Here is an 18233-nt window from a genome sequence, read left to right as displayed (position 1 = left end):
CAGCGGGGTGGGCGCTACCCCCGGGGGTGGCGTTCGAACAATCGGCAGTCGAAGGCGTTTTCGATCTCCGCCAGCATGCGCGTCGCTGCCGGCTGGGACATCGCCATGCGCTCGGCGGTGCGGTGCAGATTGCCGCACTCGGCCAGTGTCAGCAGCAGCCGCAGATGCTTGTAGCGCAGCCGGGTAATCAGCTGGTGCAGTCGCTCCCGGGCCTGCTCGTCACGCCGCTGCGGCAGTTCACTGCTCTTATCCTTTGGTCGTTCCATGACGCGCCTCCCACTCGAAGGATGCCTGTAGACCACTGACTCACGGTGGCTTTTTTATCCGATAACAAAAAGGTATCAGAAAGCCCGAATATTTGATTGGTCTGCCGCGAACCTGGCTCCCCATCCTGAGCGCATTGTCAGCCAAGCCTCTGAAATGACTGAAGCAGGGTCACAGGCATCGCCTGACCGGCTCATCGCGGGAGCGTCGTGATCATGGCCAGCCAAAACGGTCCGGGTATCGCCCGAGAGAGTGAATCGGAAGTCAGCGGAGCGTTGATCGGTCGACTGATCCGACGACTGATGCCGTTCCTGCTGCTGAGCCTCGGCCGGCTCGGCCTGAGCGGCGGCGGCACCGACCCGCGAGCCACCGGCGCGACGGACCGGTCACCGGCGCCGGTACGTTCCTGATTTCTGCCGATTCCTGCAAGGAGTAGCCTCATGAGCATGCCAACCATTCGTGAAGTGCGGGCCTATACCGTGCGCGGCGGCGGCGCCGACTATCACGACCAGGGCGAGGATCACTGGATCGATGGTCAGATCGCCACGCCGATGGGCAAGTATCCCGAGTATCGCCCGCACCGGCGCAACTTCGGGCTCAACGTGCTGGGGACCCTGGTGGTCGAGGTCGAGGCCACTGACGGTACCGTCGGTTTTGGCGTCACGACCGCCGGTGAGCTCGGGGCCTGGATCGTGGAGAACCATCTCGCCCGCTTCATCGAGGGCACCCGCGCCAGCGATGTCGAGAAGCTGTGGGACCAGATGTTCAATGCCACGCTCTTCTACGGGCGCAAGGGCATCGTGCTCAACGTCATCTCCGGGGTCGATCTGGCGATGTGGGATCTGCTCGGCAAGCTGCGCGACGAGCCGGTGCACCAGCTGCTCGGCGGGCCGGTGCGCGATGAGCTGAGCTTCTATGCCACCGGCGCGCGCCCCGACCTGGCCAGGGACATGGGCTTTCTCGGTGGCAAGATGCCGCTGGTTCACGGCCCCGCCGAGGGCGACGACGGCATGGAGCGCAATCTGGCGCATCTGGCGAAGATGCGCGAGGCCGTGGGCAGCGACTTCTGGCTGATGTGGGACTGCTGGATGAGTCTGGATGTCAGTTACGCCACCCGGCTTGCGCAGCGCGCCCGCGAGTTCGATCTCAAGTGGATCGAGGAGGCCCTGCCGCCGGACGACTACTGGGGCTATGCCGAGCTGCGGCGCAACGTGCCCACCGGGATGTGGGTCAACACCGGTGAGCACGAGGCCACCCGCTGGGGCTTTCGCATGCTGCTGGAAATGGAGTGCTGCGACGTGATCCAGCCGGATGTGGGCTGGTGCGGCGGCATTACCGAGCTGCTCAAGATCTCGGCGCTGGCCGATGCCCACGGCCGGTATGTCATCCCGCACGGCTCGTCGGTCTACAGCTACCACTTCGTGGTCACGCGCCACAACAGCCCGTTCTCGGAATTTCTGATGATGGCGCCCAAGGCCGATCGGGTGGTGCCGATGTTCAGCCCGCTGCTGCTGGATGAGCCGGTGCCGGAAAACGGCCGGATGTCCGTCTCCCAGCTCGACCGGCCCGGCTTCGGGGTGCGTCTCAACCCCGACTGCGAGCTGGCACGGCCCTTTACCCACTGATCGACCCGGATCGCGGCCCCACGACCCCGGAGGCGCCCTCATGCCGACCCGAGCCTTTCGCATGACCCTGTATCCCGGCTGTGCCGAGGAGTATCGCCGGCGTCACGATGCCATCTGGCCGGAGCTGGTTGCGGCCCTGCGTGATGCCGGGGTCGAGGACTATCGCATCTTTCTCGACGAGGAGAGCCTGGCGCTGTTCGCGGTCATGACCCACCGGGATGAGCACGCTCTCGAACGCCTGCCCGAGCTGCCGGTAATGCAGCGCTGGTGGAGCATGATGGCCGATCTGATGGTCACCCGGAATGACAGTGCGCCGGTCGAGGTCGAGCTGGTGCCGATGTTCAGCCTGGCCGACCATCCCACCGGCACGGGAGGGACTCATGGAACTGATTGACGCCCATGTGCATCTCTGGTCGCTGGCCACCGGCCTCTATCCGCACTTCGAGCAGCCGCCGCGCGCGGGCATGCTGGGCGATGCCCGCGGCCTGGCGGGGGATCACCGGCTGGCCGATCTGAAACGCGAGGCCGCCGACTGTACCGGGCTCGAGCTGGCCGGTGCGATCAACATCGAAGCCAATGCCACCGACGCACTGGCGGAGACGCAGTGGCTGGAGGCGGAGGCTGACGCTGATGACCTGCCGCTGGCGCTGATGGTAGCTGTCGATCTCGCCGCGCCGGATGCCCGTGCGCAGCTCGAAGCCCAGCTGGCGGCCTCGGCGCGGATTCGCGGGGTGCGCCAGATTCTCAATGTGCACGCCGATCCGGCCTACGACTATGTCGGCCGCCACTACATGCGTGAGCCGGCCTGGCGCCGGGGGTTTGCGCTGCTCGCCGAATACGGGCTGTCCTTCGAGCTGCAGCTCTATCCCGACCAGATGCGCGAGGCGGCCGAGCTGGCCCGGGCGCAGCCCGACACAACCCTGCTGCTCAATCATGCCGGGATGTGGGTGGATCGAACCCTGGCCGGCTGGCGGGCATGGCGTGATGGCCTGCGCCGGCTGGCGGCGTGTCCCAATGTGGCGATCAAGCTGAGTGGCCTTGCGATGCTGGATCATCGCTGGACAGTGGAGAGTCTGCGACCGCAGATCCTGGAGGCGCTCGATGCCTTCGGCAGCGAGCGCTGCCTGTTCGGTTCGAACTTCCCCATCGACGGCCTGTTCAGCGATTACGCCACGCTGATGGCGGCGTGGCAGCAGATCGTGGCGGGCGCGAGCCTCGACGAGCAGCGTGCGCTGTTCGCCGGCAACGCGCGACGCTACTACCGGCTGTCGGCATGACACGCCGGCGTCATTCATTCGAGCGGCGGGAGTCTGCGTCATGTTGATCGTGCTGGGTGTGATCTATCACTTCATCGGCGGCTTTGCCGCGGGCAGCTTCTATATCCCCTTCAAGGAGGTGCGGCGCTGGTCGTGGGAGAGCTACTGGCTGATCGGCGGCCTGGCCTCGTGGCTGCTGGTGCCGCTGCTGGCGGCCTGGCTGACGATTCCGGACTTCACCGCCATCATCCTCGAAGCCGACCCCGTGACCCTGCTGTGGACCTATCTGTTCGGGGTGCTGTGGGGCATCGGCGGGCTGACCTTCGGCCTGACCATGCGCTATCTCGGCCTGTCGCTGGGGATGTCGGTGGTGATGGGGCTGACTTCGGCGTTCGGTTCGCTGGTGCCGCCGATCTACCGGGACCTGTTCACCGATGCCAGCGAGCAGACGCTCACCGCGATGCTGGCGAGCGCCGGCGGGCACTGGGTGCTGTGGGGCGTGGCGGTATCGCTGGTGGGGATCGCCATCTGCGGCCGCGCCGGCATGATGAAGGAGCGCGAGGTGTCCGAGGAGACCAAGCAGCGCAGCGTGGCGGAGTTCTCGCTGGGGCGGGGGCTGACGGTAGCGGTGATTTCCGGCGTGCTCAGTGCCTGCTTCAGTTATGCCATCAGCGCCGGCCATCCCATGGCAGCAGAGGCGGTCGAGCGCGGTGCCGATCCGCTGTTCCAGAACAATGTCAGCTTCGTGGTGATCCTGCTGGGCGGACTGACCACCAACGCCCTCTGGTGTCTGGGGCTCAATGCCCGCAACCGCAGCTTCGGCGACTACGCCAATCGCGAGACGCCGCTGGTGCGCAACTATCTGCTGTCGGTCATCGCCGGCACCACCTGGTTTCTGCAGTTCTTCTTCTACGGCATGGGCGAGAGCCTGCTGGACAACGATGCCAGCTCCTGGGTGCTGCACATGTCATTCATCATCGTGGTCTCCAACCTGTGGGGGCTGTTCTTTCGCGAGTGGCAGGGCACCAGCCGGCGCAATCGCCAGGTGCTGATCGTCGGCGTCGTGACCATCCTCCTCAGCGTGCTCATGGTGGGCTACGGTAACTATCTGAGATAACGGCTTGTGGCGATGAATGAACGAGACGAGAGGGAGGAGCACGTCATGTTGCTCAGTGGTCAGAGCGTGATAGTCACCGGTGGGTCCAGCGGCATCGGTCGCGCCGCGGCGCTGGCGTGCGCACGCCAGGGCGCCGATATCGTGATCGGCCACATCGGCAGCGATGACAGCGCCGCCGAGGTTGCCACCCTGATGGACGAGATCGACGAGGTCGGTCGACAGTCGGTGGCAGTGGGCGGCGATGCCGCCGATCCGGAGACTGCCCGGCGGCTGGTCGACACGGCGGTTGATGCGTTCGGCGGGGTCGATGTACTGATCAACAGCGCCGGCATCTGCCCCTTCCACAGCTTTCTGGACATGCCGCTGGAGCTCTATCGTCAGACGGTCGATGTCAATCTCAACGGCGCCTTCTACGCGGTGCAGGCGGCGGCCAACCAGATGAAGACCCAGGGCCGCGGCGGCGCCATCATTGCCGTGAGCTCGATCAGCGCGCTGGTCGGTGGCGGCATGCAGACCCACTACACCCCCACCAAGGCGGGGGTGAATTCGCTGATGCAGTCCTGCGCCATCGCACTGGGCCCCTGGAACATCCGCTGCAACGCGGTGCTGCCGGGGACCATCGAGACGGCGCTCAACCGCGAGGATCTCGCCAGTCCGGAGAAGCGCGACTACATGACCGGCCGGATTCCGCTGGGCCGGCTGGGAGAGCCCGATGATCTGGCCGGACCGATCGTGTTTCTGGCATCAGGCATGGCCCGCTATGTCACCGGTGCCTCGCTGCTGGTGGATGGCGGGCTCTACGTCAATCTGCAGTAGGCGTACGGCAGGATTCGACTGCCGTGCCCGGTCGGGCGTGCGCCTGCCGGGCATCCCGGAACGCCTCGAAGCGCCGGCATGTCGGCCGGCTTTTGTCACCCCTGTCCCTGAAGGGTTTCGACCATGGAACTGCCCCGCAACGACTTCAAGGCCGCACTGCACGGCGAGGCCATCCAGTACGGCTGCTGGGCCGGACTGGCCAACGGCTATGCCAGCGAGATCCTAGCCACCAGCGGCTTCGACTGGATGCTGCTCGACGGCGAACACGGACCCAATACGGTGCCTACCCTGCTGGCCCAGCTGCAGGCGGTGGCGCCGTACGCCACCGCACCGGTGGTGCGGGCGGTCGATGGCAATCCCACTCTCATCAAGCAGCTGCTCGATATCGGTGCCCAGACGCTGATGATCCCGATGGTGGAGAGCGCCGAGCAGGCCCGGGCTCTGGTGAGCGCGATGCGCTATCCGCCGCAGGGCATTCGCGGCGTGGGCGGTGGTCTGGTGCGCGCTACCCGCTGGGGCAGCGTGCCCGACTATCTCGCGCGCGCCCACGAGGAGCTGTGTCTGATCGTGCAGATCGAGTCCGGTGCCGGAGTCGACAACGTCGAGGAGATCGCGGCGGTCGAGGGCGTGGATGCACTGTTCGTGGGGCCGATGGATCTGTCGACCGACATGGGCGAGGCCGGCAATCCCGGGCACCCCGCGGTGCAGGAGAGGATTCGTCACGTCATCGAGGCCACCCACCGGGCCGGCAAGCCCTGCGGCATTCTGGCGCCCGATGAGGCAGATGCGCGCCGCTACGCCGAATGGGGTTGCCGCTTCATCGCCGTGGGGCTGGATATTGTCATGCTGCAGGCGGCGGCGGCCGAAACCCTTCGCCGCTATCGCGACTAGCGGGGTCGTTCGGCTACGCTCTGCGGATACAAAGGCGATTCAAGGAGCGCACGACGATGACATTCACGATGCATCGCACCACCTGGCAGCAGTGGCCGGTTGTCGAAGTGCACGATGAGCAGGGGGTGCGGCTGCGTCTCGCCGAGCGCGGCGCCACGCTGCTCGAGCTGGTGCTGGTGAGCCCCGACGGTCAGCGCCTGCCGGTGATCGATGGCGCCCGCAGCGCCGATGAGCTGGCCGAGGGGCGTGGCGCGCGCAGCGCCATCATGGCGCCCTTCTCCAATCGCATCGATCAGGGGCGCTACCGTTTCGATGACCACGAGCATCAGCTGCCGACCGTCGCCGGGGAAGGACATGCCATGCACGGCGTGGTGCGCGGCATGGACTGGGAGGTGACGGAGCAGCACGCCGACGAGCATGCGGCGCGCATTACGCTGACCACCCGGATCGGGGAGACCACGCTGCCCGGCTACCCCTTTGCGCTGCGGCTGAACTGCACCTTCACGCTCGATGAAGACGGGCTGGAGTGGTCACTGGTCACCGAGAACATCGGTGATCGGCCGGCGCCCTTCGGCTGCGGCTGGCACCCCTACTTCGTGCCGCCCGGCGGCGGTGTCGATGATGTCCGGGTGGTGCTACCCGCCACCCGGCAGGTGGTGACCGACGAGCGTCTGATTCCGCTGGCCGGTGATGCCGCGCAGCAGGGCCTCGGGAGCACCACCCTGACGCTGGCGGGTCAGACGCTGGATCGCTGCTTTACCGAGCTTGCGCGCGACGAGGACGGCTTCTGCCGTACCCGGCTGGAGGTGCCGCGCAGTGGCCTGGCGCTGGTGCTGGCCCAGCCCTATGGCGCGGTCCACGTGTTCACCGGCGATACGCTCGGCGACCGGCCGCGCGAGGCGGTGGCCCTCGAGCCGACCGAGTTCATGCCCGATGCCTTCAATCGCCCCGAGCTGGCCGAGCAGCGGGTCATCCGCTCCGGCCATCACCGTGCCTTCGGGGCGCGGGTCTCGCTGGCAGCGCTGGAGGCGTCGCTGCACCTGGGCGGCTGAACACCGCGTCGGCAGTGCCCGCCATCCGTTCGATCATCACGCCGCGACCCGGCAGGCCGGGCCCGGTCACTCCGAGCGGTGGCGTTCATCGAGCTCGCGGCGGAGCCGGCGGGCGCGATGGCCGGGGCTGCGCTGGCGGCCGGTCAGCCACTGATAGGCCAGCGGGACCACCACCAGCGTCAGCAGGCCGGCGCTGGCGCAGCCGAAGAACAGCGTCACGCCCAGCCCCAGCCGGCTGTTGGCCCCCGGACCGGTGGCCAGCAGCAGGGGCAGGGCGCCGGCCATGGTCGAGACCGACGTCATCAGGATGGGACGCAGCCGCGCCCGCGAGGCCTCGATCACGGCGTCGCTCAGGGCGTGGCCGCGATCGCGCAGCTGGTTGGCAAACTCGACGATCAGGATGCCGTTCTTGGCGGCCAGCCCGATCAGGATCAGCAGCCCGATCTGGGCATAGAGGCTCAGGCTCTGGCCGAACACCACCAGGCCGGTGCCGGCACCGATCAGCCCGAGTGGCACGGTCAGCATCACCACCAGCGGGCTGAGCAGACTCTCGAACTGGGCGGCGAGCACCAGCCAGGTCACCAGCAGGGCGATGGTGAACACCAGTGCCAGGTCGCGGCCGGCCTCGATCAGGTCCTGCGAGGCGCCCTTGTAGTCGACCCGCGCGCTGTCGGGCAGCTCCCGTTCGACCGTTTCGCGCATGTGCTCGAGCACCTCGGAGAGGGCGTAGCCGTCGGCGGCACTGGCGGAGAAGGTGATCGCCCGCAGCCGGTTGTAGCGGTTGAGCGTGCGCGATACCGCGACCTCCCGGAGCTCTACCAGGTTGTTCAGCCGTACCAGTTCGCCACTGGCCGTGCGCACCCGCAGCTCACCGAGGGCCTCGGGGGTCAGGCGATCGCTGCGCTGGCCCTGCAGCAGCACATCATAGGCCTGGCCATCGCGCTCGAAGGTGGTCAGGGTGCGGCCACCGAAGAAGGTTTCCAGCGCCTCGCCGACGGTTTCGGCACTCACTCCCAGCTGGGCGGCGCGGGCGCGATCGAGTCGGACCTCGAGCTGCGGGGTGCTCTCGACATAGTCGCTCTGCAGCTCTTCCAGCCCCGGGTAGCGCTCCCACAACGGCATCAGGGTCTCCTGCCAGCGCTTGAGCGTTTCATAGGAGGGCCCGCCGAGCACGAACTGGACCGACGCCCCATGACTGGAGGAGAGCCCCTCCGGCAGCCAGGTCGAGACCTGCAGCGGGGCAAAGTCGTCCAGCCGACGGCGCAGCTCGCCGGCCACTTCCCGGGTGGTGACAGCGCGCTCGCTCCAGGGGGTGAAGCTGATGATCCAGCGGCCGACGTTGACCGCACCCTCGCTGTTGCCGGGGGTGGGGACGCGCATCAGGATGTTGCTGATCGCGCCCTCGGGCAGGGCCGGGGCCATCTCCTCGCCCATGGCATGCATGCGGGCGACCATCTCCTCGAAGTTGGTGCCCTCCTCGGCGCGGGTATAAAGGCGCAGACTGCCGCGATCCTCATAGGGTTCGTACTCGCCGGGCAGGCTCAGGGTCAGGGCGACGGCGGTCAGGGTGACGGCCACGAAGCCGGCGCCGACCAGCAGCGGCTGGCCGCGCAGGCGCTGCAGTAGCGCTGCGTAGCGCCGCTCCAGCGCGCCCAGCCACCGGTCGATGAGCGGCTGGCGGCGCCCGGCCCGTGCCGGCAGCAGCCGCAGCAGGCAGGAGGCCAGCATGGGGGTCAGGGTCAGCGAGACGAAGGTGGAGAAGGCAATGGTGGCGACGATGGTGACGGCGAACTCGGTGAACAGCCGGCCGGTCTGACCGCTCATCAGGGTGATCGGCAGAAAGACGGCGCTGAGTACCGCGCTGGTGGCGAGAATCGCGAAGGCGACCTGACGCGCCCCCTGCCAGGCGGCGACCAGCGGCGTGTCGCCGGCCTCCAGATGACGCTGGATGTTCTCCACCATGACGATGGCATCATCCACCACCAGGCCGACCGCCAGCACCAGCGCCAGCAGGGTCAGCAGATTGAGACTGAAGCCGAGCCACAGCAGCACGATGCCGCTGGCCAGCAGCGGTACCGGAATCGCCATGGCGGCCACCAGTGCCGCCCGCCACGAGCCGAGAAAGGCGATGATCACGGCGATGACCATCAGCACGGCGATCGCCAGGGTCACGCTGACCTCGTGCAGGGCGGCGGCAATATAGCGGGTGTCGTCGTTGCGTACACCGATCGACAGCCCCTCGGGCAGCTCGTCTTCCAGCTCGTCGAGCACCCGATAGACGCCATCGGCGATCGCCAGCGTGTTGGCCGTGCTCTGGCGGCTGATGGCAATCGCCACGATGGGGTTGCCATCGGCCTCGAAGGCTTCGCGCAGGGTATCCGGTCCCAGGCGCACCCGGGCAATATCGCTCAGCGTGACCGTATCGGTGGCATCGCCCCGGCGCACGACCAGCGACTCGAAGTCGCGGCTGCGCTCATAGCCCGGCAGCAGGCGGACGCTGAACTCGCGGGTGGCGGATTCGATCCGCCCGCCGGGGTACTCCACGTTCTCGCGGGCCAGGGCGTCGGCGACATCCTCGACAGTCACATTGCGCGCCGCCATCGCCCGGCGATCGAGCTCGATGCGCATGGTCGGCAGCTGCGCGCCCCACAGGCGTACCCGGGAGACGCCACTGATGGTTGAAAAGCGGTCGAGCAGGTAGCGATCGGCGTAGTCCGACAGCGCCATGGCGCTCATCGATTCCGCCTGCAGGGCCAGCACCATCAGGGTGTCGCTGCCGCCCTGATCCTTGCTGATCTCGGGGGGATCGGCCTGGTCGGGCAGGTTGTCGGCGATCCGGCCGACCCGGTCACGGACATCGTTGGCGGCGCTGTCGAGATCGGTCTCGCTGGTAAAGATCAGCGAGATGTCGGCCTCGCCATCCTCGCTTTCGGACTCGATGGTCCTGAGCCCCTCGATGCCGGAGACGGCATCTTCCACCCGCTGGGTGATACGCGACTCCACCACCGCGGCCGAGGCGCCCGGATAGCCCACCTCGACGGTGACCTCGGGCTCCTCGATGGCGGGGTATTCGCGAATCGGCAGTTCCAGAAAGGCGAGCACCCCGAACAGGACCAGCAGCGTGGAGGCCACGGCCGTGGCGACCGGACGCTGGACGGCCAGGTCGGCCAGCTTCATGGCAGTGCCCCGATCGGTTCGTCGCCGGCGGCAAACAGCGCGGCGGTATCGCTGCCGGCATCCTCATCCAGCGTCACGCGCCGGCCGCTGTCGAGCTGACGCTGGCCCGTGACCACGATGCGATCGCCCGGCTCGAGCGTGCTGCCCGACTCGGCGGCCACGGCGGCCCAGCCGGGGCGGCGCTGATGGACCGAGACCGGCACGCGTTCAACGCGCAGGGCGTCATTCCCGGCGCTGGTCAGCCGGTAGAGCGAGGTCTGCAGGTTCTCTCCCACCAGGGCACTCTCGGGGACCACCAGCTGCCGCTCGGCGGGCGTTTCGATGGTGATGTGCAGCAGCATGCCCGGACGCAGCCGGCCGTCGGGGTTGTCGAAGCGGGCGCGCGCGATGATGCTGCGGGTGCCGGCTTCAAGGCGGGGACGGACGGCACTGATGCGGCCGGAGAAGGTGGTGCCGGGCCAGGCGATCGAGGTCGCGCTGACCGCCATCCCGGTTTCCAGCGTTGCCAGGGTCCTTTCCGGCAGCGGGATGTCGACATGGACCCGGTCGATGCGATCCAGGGTCGCCAGCTGCTCGCCGGGGGTGACCAGCTGCCCCGGCGACACATCACGCAGCCCCATGACGCCGTCCACCGGCGCGCGGATGGCCCGGTCATCGAGCGCCTGCTCCAGCCGTGCCACATCGACCCTTGCCGTTTCGCGTCGGGTGCGCAGTTCATCGAGCCGCTGGGAGGCGATGGAGCCACGCTCGACCAGTGGCTCGATACGGTCGTACTCCCGTTCGGCTTCCTCCAGTGCCACGCGCGCCGCGCGCAGCTCGAAGCGTTCGGTACGGTCATCCAGGGCGATCAGCAGGTCCCCCTTGCTGACCCGGTCGCCGCTTTCGAACAACACTTCATCCACACGTTCGGTGACCAGCGAGGCCAGTGACAGGGCATCACGGGCCTGAACGCTGCCCATGCCCTCGAGATGATCGCTGATGGCACGCTCGATGACCTCGGCCACGCCGACCGGCACGGGATCGGGGGTGCTGGCCTGCCGTGGCGCCTGCGCATGCAAAAGCCACCAGCCGAGCAGGACGGCTGAACACAGCAGCAGCAGCGCCATCAGCCAGGCGTGCGGTCGGCGCAGGTCGTGGGAAGGGTCGGTCATACCGGCTCTTGTAAAGGGGGCAGGAGATCTTCCGCGAGAATGACAATACTGAGCAGGGTTTGCGAGGGCATTCGATTCAAGCCGGTTTAAGCTGATCGGGTTCGAGCGGATCGAAAGCGGCTGGCAATATTATTCACTGGCCGTGACGCTTCATCCCGTTATGCTGGCCGGGTGCGGTTGCCGTTCGGCGGCAGCCATCGGTTCGGATCAGGTCGAAGGAGCAGACTCATGACACGCATTCTGGTGCTGTATTACTCCATGTACGGGCATATCGAGACCATGGCGCAGGCCGTGGCGGAGGGCGCGCGCAGCGTCGAAGGCTGTGAGGTAAGCGTCAAGCGGGTGCCGGAAACCATGGACGAGCAGGCCTTCAGGCAGGCCGGCGGCAAGACGGAGCAGGACGCCCCGGTGGCCTCGCCGGACGAGCTGGCCGATTATGACGCCATCATCATCGGTACGCCGACCCGCTACGGCAACATGGCCGGCCAGATGCGCACCTTTCTCGATCAGACCGGACAGCTATGGGCCCAGGGCAAATTGCGCGGCAAGGTCGCCAGTGTGTTTACCTCGACCGGTACCGGGGGCGGCGAAGAGATGACCATTACCTCCAGCTGGACCACGCTGGCCCACCACGGCATGGTGATCGTGCCGATCGGCTATGGCGTACAGGAGCAGTTCGACATCTCGCAGGTCAGCGGTGGCACGCCCTATGGCGCCTCGACCATGGCCGGCGGTGATGGCTCGCGTCAGCCCAGCGAGCGCGAGCTGAAGATCGCCCGCTTCCAGGGAGAATATGTGGCCGGCTTTGCGAGCAGGCTCAGCGACTGATCCAGACTCCGGTAACGAATGAGAACGGGCCCGGCAACTTCAGTGCCGGGCCCGTTCCGTTACGCGCCGGTCATGCCGGAAAGGGTGATCTCAGCGCTTGTTCAGTCTGGTCATGCGCAGATAGGGCTTCTTGGCTTCCCAGCCCTGCGGGAAGAGCTTCTTCGCATCCTCGTCGGAGAGCGAGGGCACGATGATGACATCATCGCCGTCGTTCCAGTTGACCGGCGTGGCCACCTTCTCGTTGTCGGTCAGCTGCAGGCTGTCCAGCGCCCGCAGGATTTCCTGGAAGTTGCGACCGGCACTGGCGGGGTAGGTCAGGGTCAGCCGGACCTTCTTGTCAGGGTCGATGATGAAGACCGAGCGCACCGTCAGGGTGGAGTTGGCGTTGGGGTGAATCATGCCGAACTTCTCGCTGACACTGCGATCGGCATCCGCCAGCAGCGGGAAGTTCAGCCCGCAGCCCTGGGTCTCCTCGATATCCCCCTTCCAGGCGTGGTGATCCTCGATCGGATCCACCGACAGGCCGATCGCCTTGGTATTGCGCTTGTCGAACTCCGGCTTGAGGCGGGAAACCTCGCCCAGCTCGGTGGTACACACCGGGGTGAAATCGGCCGGGTGCGAAAACAGGATGCCCCAGCTGTTGCCCAGCCACTCGTGGAAGTGGATGGTGCCTTCGGTGCTTTCCTGAGTGAAGTCCGGTGCGGTATCGCCGAGTTGCAGCGTCATGCGAAAACTCCTGTCAATCCGGGTAGAAACATCGAATGATCCGGTTTCCGCCATCGGAAACCGATACCGTAGCTGATTGCTTGCCTGATAGTGACGATTTTGGCCGCGCAAGCCAAACAACAAGTTTGAATAAGGGTCTTGTGATCCGGGTATAAAAACCGTCTTCTTCAGTCGTCTTCGCTATAACGGACGAAGGCCCGATGGCTGTCGGGCACCCTGACGCGCTCACCGACGGCCAGCCCCTTGTGATGGTCACGCGGGGTGTCATCGTCCGGGCGAATGCCGATCACCCGAGCGATGGAGGTGTCCGCCTCCGGTCGTTCGAGCACTTCCAGACGGACGCTGGCGCCAGCGTAGCGGGCGGTGATGATACTGCCCGCCTGGGGTTTCTGCTTGAGGAACCAGAGATCATTGTAGTGCTCCCGGACCCCTTCATGCCCGGGGGCCTCCCATTTGATCTCGCGTGCTTCACTCGAGTCGTTCATGCCGTTTTCACCGTGATCTCGGGCGTTTCCTCAAGTCTAGCAGCTGACTTTCGATCGTGATGAGAAGCCGTGCTCAAGCGAGCGTCCGTCGGGCCGATAGTCCTTTAACAGTGTTTGCTGATAAAGGGAGGGCGGGTGCTTGGCAAGGCTTGCGGGGGGGCTGGTGATACTGCTGCTGATGGTCGGCTCGGCCCGGGCGGCGGACTGTCCCGATCCGACCGTCTCCCGGGCGCGGGAAAGCGCGCTTGCCGAGCGTATCGCGCAGTGGGATGACGCCTACTACCAGCAGGGCCGGCGGCTGGTCAGTGATGGCCTTTATGACAGCGCGCGTCGGCAGCTGAGCCGCTGGCGGCGCTGCTCGGGCAACGCGGCATCGGTGGCGCGGCGACCGAATGACGGCGTGGCACACCCCATCGTGCAGACCGGGCTCGACAAGCTGCCCGACCGCACCGCCATGACCCGCTGGCTCGAGGCGCATGAGGCGCGCTCGCTGTGGGTGCAGCCCAAGGTGGATGGCGTGGCGGTCACCCTGGTCTATCGCCATCACCGGCTGGTACAGGCGATCAGTCGGGGTGACGGAGTCACCGGGCAGGACTGGACCGCAGCGGTGCAGGCACTGTCGCACGTGGTGCAGCAGTTGCCCGACGAGGCCCCGGAGGTGCTGGTGTTGCAGGGCGAGCTCTATCTGCGCCTGAACGCGCATGTCCAGGCCGAGTCCGGTGGCGTGCGGGCCCGCAGCATCGCCGCCGGGCTGCTGCAGCGGGATCGGCTCTCGCCCCGGGCGGCCGAAAGGCTCGGCTTCTTCGCCTGGGAGTGGCCCGAGGGGCCGCCCACCCTGCGCCGGCGCAACGCCCTGCTGAAGGCCTGGGGATTCGGCGAGGTGGCATCACTGAGCCGGCCGGTCGCCTCGATCGAGGACATCGCTGCGTGGCGTCAGCGCTGGTATCACGCAGGGCTGCCGTTCGCCAGCGATGGCATCGTGGTGCGCCAGAGCCGGCGCCCCGAGGGCGAACGGTGGCGGGCAGAGCCGCCGGACTGGGCGGTGGCGTGGAAGTATCCGGCCGAAGAGGCGCTGGCCACGGTCGAAAAGGTCGAGTTTCACATCGGCCGTACCGGTCGGATCACGCCTGTGCTGGCACTGGCGCCGGTACAACTCGACGATCGCCAGGTCACGGCCGTCAGCGTCGGCTCGATGGCGCGCTGGCGTCGTCTGGATATCCGACCCGGGGATCAGGTGCGTCTTGCCCTGGCCGGCCTGACCATCCCCCGGCTGGAGGGGCGCGAGATCGCCGTGCAGCCGCGCCCGGCGCTGCAGCTGCCCGATGAGCGGGCCTACGACCGCTTGAGCTGTCTGAGCCTGACCCCCGCCTGCCGGGAGCAGTTCGTGGCGCGGCTGGTCTGGCTGGGCGGGCCTCATGGCCTGAACCTGCAGGGCATTGGCGAGGGCAGCTGGCAGGCAATGGTGGATGCCGGTCTGGTCAGCGGGCTGCTGGACTGGCTGACACTTGAGCCCGAGCAGCTGGCGGCGTTACCGGGCGTTGGTGAGGCACGCGCTCGTCAGTGGCAGCAGCAATTCCAGCAGACGCTGCACCAGAGTGATCGGCACTGGCTGGCGGCGCTGGGCATGCCGCCGCTGCCGGAGGTGGCGTGGCCGGATCAGCCGCGGCTGGCGTTCGATCGGCTGGCCGCTCGCTCGCGGCAGCAGTGGCAGCGTCTGCCGGGGATTGGCGCCGTACGGTCGGAGCAGCTGGTGCGCTTTTTTACCTCTGGTAACGTTAAGACACTATTGCGGCAGCTGCGTCAGTTCGAAAGCGCTTCGGCCTTTCAGGGCAGGGGCCTCCCGGGGTAGCGGATCACCCGGGTATGAGTCCCTGGAGAAGGCGGTTTGCCTGGCCCTGCATAAGAAAACGCTGTTCTTTAAAAGTCGTGGTAATAGTGCCTTTGTATGAACACGATCATACTTCAGGGTATATACTTTCTGTTACAGGACGACTAAGGTAGCAGTGCATGTTGTCATGCTTCTGACATCATGACACTCATGCAGGGGCCGAAGGCAGGATGGCAGGGATAGGAAAGATGACTTCAGAAGTCGTCGCACCTGCCGATAGCCGAACAAGAGCCTTACATGAAGTTAACCAACGGGCAGCGTCGATTGACGCGATGTGCAGGAGCTGCAGGGGTGCAGCGATGTGTCAGGGAGTGAACCTGCGATCAGTCCCGCCCAGCGATATCGCCATTTGAGCGATATGGATCCAGGAGAAAGGACATGACACTGTTGATGATTGGTGGTACCGCCTACGCACTGCTCATGCTGTTCGTGTTTGGCGCCATGGTGGCTTCCGGTCGGGCGTCCGATCGCGAGGAACTGCAGCGTCAGACCGTCCAGAGTCGGGCAGTCCAGGTTCCGGCTACCAGCGAGGCCGGTCAGCTGCGCCTGAAGGTCGAACCGGAGCAGCATCCGCAACCGCACGCTGCCTGAACAGTTCGCGACTCCGGCCGTCAGGGCCGGAGCGCCCGAGATGAAAAACGCCGCCGGGAAAACCGGCGGCGTTTTCGTTGTTACCCCGAAAGACCGCGCGCATGCCCGGTACCGAGGTACCGGGCCGCAGCCAGCGCTTACTTGCGGGCGCGCTTGCGCTCGTTCTCGGTCAGCTGCTTCTTGCGCAGCCGGACGTGTTCGGGCGTGATCTCGACCAGCTCATCGTCGTCGATGAACTCGATCGCCTGCTCGAGGCTGAAGCGTACCGGCGGGGTCAGCACGATGTTCTCGTCACTGCCCGAGGAACGCATGTTATCGAGCTTCTTGCCCTTGGTGGGGTTGACCACCATGTCGTCGGCGCGATTGTTGATCCCGATCAGCATGCCCTCGTAGACCTCGGTGCCCTGCTCGATGATCAGCTTGCCGCGATCCTGCAGGGTGAACAGCGCATAGGGCAGCGCCTTGCCGGCCACCATGGAGACCAGCACGCCGTTGCGGCGTTCGATCGTGGCATCCGGCTTGAGCGGGCCGTAGTGATCGAACCGGCTGGTCAGGATGCCGGTACCGGAGGTCAGGGTCAGGAACTGGCCACGGAAGCCGATCAGACCGCGCGACGGGATGGTGAAGTCCAGCCGGACCCGGCCCTTGCCGTCGGGGTTCATGTTGGTCATCTCGCCCTTGCGATAGCCGAGCTCCTCCATGATGGCGCCCTGGTGCTCTTCCTCGCAGTCGATGATGACCTCTTCGTAGGGCTCCTGCTGTTCGCCGTCGACCTCGCGGATGATGACCTCGGGGCGCGCCACGGCCAGTTCGAAGCCCTCGCGGCGCATGGCCTCGATGAGTACCGACAGGTGCAGCTCGCCGCGTCCGGAGACCTTGAACCTCTCCGGCGATTCGCCCGGCTCGACCCGCAGTGCCACGTTGTGGATCAGTTCGCGCTCGAGGCGCTCCTTGATGTTGCGGCTGGTGACGAACTTGCCCTCGCGACCGGCGAAGGGCGAGTCGTTGACCTGGAAGGTCATCGATACGGTGGGTTCGTCGACGGTCAGCGCCGGCAGGGCCTCAACGGTGTTGGGGTCGCAGAGCGTATCGGAAATCGCCAGGTCGTCGATGCCGGTAATGCAGACGATGTCGCCGGCACTGACCACGTCGGCCTGCATGCGCTCCAGGCCCATGTGGGTCATGACCTGGCCGATCTTGCCGCGACGGGTCGCGCCGTCGCGGGAGACCACGGTGACCTGCTGATTGGTGCGCACGCTGCCGCGCTTGACGCGGCCCAGGCCGATGACGCCGACGTAGCTGTTGTAGTCCAGCGCCGAGATCTGCATCTGGAAGGGGCCGTCGAGCTCGACCGTGGGCGGCTCGACGATATCGACGATGGACTGGAACATGGGCGTCATGTCCTCGGCCATCTCGTCCGGATCCATGCCGGCGACGCCGTTGATGGCCGAGCAGTAGATGATCGGAAAGTCGAGCTGGTCCTCGGTGGCGCCGAGATTGTCGAACAGATCGAAGATCTGATCGATGACCCAGTCGGGGCGGGCGCCGGGGCGGTCGATCTTGTTGACCACCACGATCGGCTTGAGCCCCTGGGCGAAGGCCTTCTGGGTCACGAAGCGGGTCTGCGGCATCGGGCCATCGACGGCATCCACCATCAGCAGCACCGAATCGACCATCGACATCACGCGCTCGACCTCGCCGCCGAAGTCGGCGTGACCGGGCGTGTCGACGATGTTGATGTGATAGTCGTGCCAGCTGATCGCGGTATTCTTCGCCAGGATGGTGATGCCGCGTTCCTTCTCCTGGTCGTTGGAATCCATGATCCGCTCCTGGTTTTCCGCCTTGCGGTCCAGGGTACCGGATTGCTGCAGCAGCTTGTCGACCAGGGTGGTCTTGCCGTGGTCAACGTGAGCGATGATGGCGATATTGCGCAGTTTGCTGATATCGCCGGCGATGTCCTGACTGGTCATGGATGATCACCCGAAAGTGGAAGACACGCGTTCACTCCTGTCCGACGAAGCCTGTCGGAGGGATGACGTGTGGAAATTTGCGCGCATTGTAGCGATTCACGGGCGTGACGAATAGCTGCCCCATGCCTTGCAGGCAAGAAGTCGGCAAATCCGGTGGCTGGCAGCGCCGCAGATGACGTTATTGAACTGATTTGGTGCATGCACCCATAAGGTGCATCAGGAAGGTGCAGTGTCCGGGGCTGCTGTACTCCGTCGGCGGCTGGAAGTGTGTCTGGAGAAAGCCGGGAAGCGTGAAATTTCATTTCCAAATCATGATGATATTTTTATCAGCGCAGAGGGCGACAGGGGATTGGCACGGTGCGTGCATTATTTGGGGACAGCACACGGCCTGTATGC

At 66.1% G+C, this 18233-nt stretch carries 17 protein-coding genes; 11 read left to right on the top strand and 6 right to left on the bottom strand.

The window, feature by feature from the left end:
• Window positions 1–14 precede the first annotated feature (14 nt).
• Complete coding sequence (locus C7446_RS16580) at window positions 15–266, bottom strand: helix-turn-helix domain-containing protein (protein ID WP_211327924.1); 252 nt, start codon at window positions 264–266, stop codon at window positions 15–17.
• A 213-nt stretch (window positions 267–479) separates the two neighbouring features.
• Between C7446_RS16580 and C7446_RS09290 the strand changes: the two genes are divergently transcribed.
• From C7446_RS09290 to C7446_RS09255, 8 genes are all read left to right on the top strand, one after another.
• Window positions 480–674, top strand: a complete 195-nt coding sequence (locus C7446_RS09290) for a hypothetical protein (protein ID WP_121172833.1) — start codon at window positions 480–482, stop codon at window positions 672–674.
• 30 nt (window positions 675–704) lie between these two features.
• Window positions 705–1889, top strand: a complete 1185-nt coding sequence (gene rhmD, locus C7446_RS09285) for an L-rhamnonate dehydratase (RefSeq protein ID WP_121172832.1) — start codon at window positions 705–707, stop codon at window positions 1887–1889.
• Window positions 1890–1929: 40 nt separating this feature from the next.
• A complete protein-coding gene (locus C7446_RS09280; protein ID WP_211327923.1) occupies window positions 1930–2283 on the top strand; it encodes an L-rhamnose mutarotase in 354 nt (117 codons plus the stop codon).
• Window positions 2270–3166 (top strand): amidohydrolase family protein, encoded by an 897-nt coding sequence (locus C7446_RS09275; RefSeq protein ID WP_121172831.1) that lies wholly within the window; start codon window positions 2270–2272, stop codon window positions 3164–3166. The genes C7446_RS09280 and C7446_RS09275 overlap by 14 nt, the downstream gene beginning before the upstream one ends.
• Before the next feature lie 40 nt (window positions 3167–3206).
• Window positions 3207–4262, top strand: coding sequence for an L-rhamnose/proton symporter RhaT (rhaT, locus tag C7446_RS09270; protein WP_121172830.1), 1056 nt, complete (start codon window positions 3207–3209; stop codon window positions 4260–4262).
• 45 nt (window positions 4263–4307) lie between these two features.
• The gene (gene lra1, locus C7446_RS09265) at window positions 4308–5078 is read left to right on the top strand and encodes an L-rhamnose 1-dehydrogenase Lra1 (RefSeq protein ID WP_121172829.1); all 771 of its coding nucleotides are present in this window, start codon (window positions 4308–4310) and stop codon (window positions 5076–5078) included.
• Window positions 5079–5201: 123 nt separating this feature from the next.
• Window positions 5202–5969, top strand: coding sequence for an HpcH/HpaI aldolase family protein (locus C7446_RS09260; protein WP_121172828.1), 768 nt, complete (start codon window positions 5202–5204; stop codon window positions 5967–5969).
• 56 nt (window positions 5970–6025) lie between these two features.
• Window positions 6026–7021, top strand: coding sequence for an aldose 1-epimerase (locus C7446_RS09255; protein ID WP_170150043.1), 996 nt, complete (start codon window positions 6026–6028; stop codon window positions 7019–7021).
• A 66-nt stretch (window positions 7022–7087) separates the two neighbouring features.
• Here the strand turns inward: C7446_RS09255 and C7446_RS09250 are convergent, their stop codons facing one another.
• Both C7446_RS09250 and C7446_RS09245 read right to left on the bottom strand, forming a co-directional pair.
• Window positions 7088–10198, bottom strand: a complete 3111-nt coding sequence (locus C7446_RS09250) for an efflux RND transporter permease subunit (RefSeq protein WP_121172826.1) — start codon at window positions 10196–10198, stop codon at window positions 7088–7090.
• The gene (locus C7446_RS09245) at window positions 10195–11349 is read right to left on the bottom strand and encodes an efflux RND transporter periplasmic adaptor subunit (RefSeq protein WP_121172825.1); all 1155 of its coding nucleotides are present in this window, start codon (window positions 11347–11349) and stop codon (window positions 10195–10197) included. The genes C7446_RS09250 and C7446_RS09245 overlap by 4 nt, the downstream gene beginning before the upstream one ends.
• Window positions 11350–11577: 228 nt before the next feature.
• Here C7446_RS09245 and wrbA point away from each other — a divergent pair, with 228 nt between their 5' ends.
• Window positions 11578–12177 (top strand): NAD(P)H:quinone oxidoreductase, encoded by a 600-nt coding sequence (gene wrbA / locus C7446_RS09240; protein ID WP_121172824.1) that lies wholly within the window; start codon window positions 11578–11580, stop codon window positions 12175–12177.
• A gap of 90 nt (window positions 12178–12267) precedes the next feature.
• On the opposite strand, the gene C7446_RS09235 is transcribed toward wrbA, so the two are convergent.
• Window positions 12268–12903, bottom strand: a complete 636-nt coding sequence (locus C7446_RS09235; RefSeq protein WP_121172823.1) for a peroxiredoxin — start codon at window positions 12901–12903, stop codon at window positions 12268–12270.
• A 167-nt stretch (window positions 12904–13070) separates the two neighbouring features.
• Window positions 13071–13388, bottom strand: coding sequence for a hypothetical protein (locus tag C7446_RS09230; protein WP_121172822.1), 318 nt, complete (start codon window positions 13386–13388; stop codon window positions 13071–13073).
• Window positions 13389–13527: 139 nt separating this feature from the next.
• Between C7446_RS09230 and ligB the strand changes: the two genes are divergently transcribed.
• Together ligB and C7446_RS09220 are read left to right on the top strand one after the other, a co-directional pair.
• Window positions 13528–15237 carry an NAD-dependent DNA ligase LigB gene (gene ligB / locus C7446_RS09225; protein ID WP_211327922.1) on the top strand — a complete coding sequence of 570 codons (1710 nt, stop codon included), beginning with the start codon at window positions 13528–13530 and terminating at the stop codon, window positions 15235–15237.
• A gap of 417 nt (window positions 15238–15654) precedes the next feature.
• Entirely contained in the window at window positions 15655–15867 is a 213-nt protein-coding gene (locus C7446_RS09220) for a hypothetical protein (protein WP_121172821.1), read from the top strand.
• 137 nt (window positions 15868–16004) lie between these two features.
• On the opposite strand, the gene typA is transcribed toward C7446_RS09220, so the two are convergent.
• On the bottom strand, window positions 16005–17837 hold the full coding sequence (gene typA / locus C7446_RS09215; protein WP_121172820.1) for a translational GTPase TypA: 1833 nt from the start codon (window positions 17835–17837) through the stop codon (window positions 16005–16007).
• Window positions 17838–18233 lie beyond the last annotated feature (396 nt).

The sequence above is a fragment of the Kushneria sinocarnis genome (assembly GCF_003633775.1).
Classification (GTDB): Bacteria; Pseudomonadota; Gammaproteobacteria; order Pseudomonadales; family Halomonadaceae; genus Kushneria; species Kushneria sinocarnis.
The sequence above is the reverse complement of the archived record's forward strand: the minus strand, read 5'-3'. Positions and strand labels throughout refer to the sequence as shown.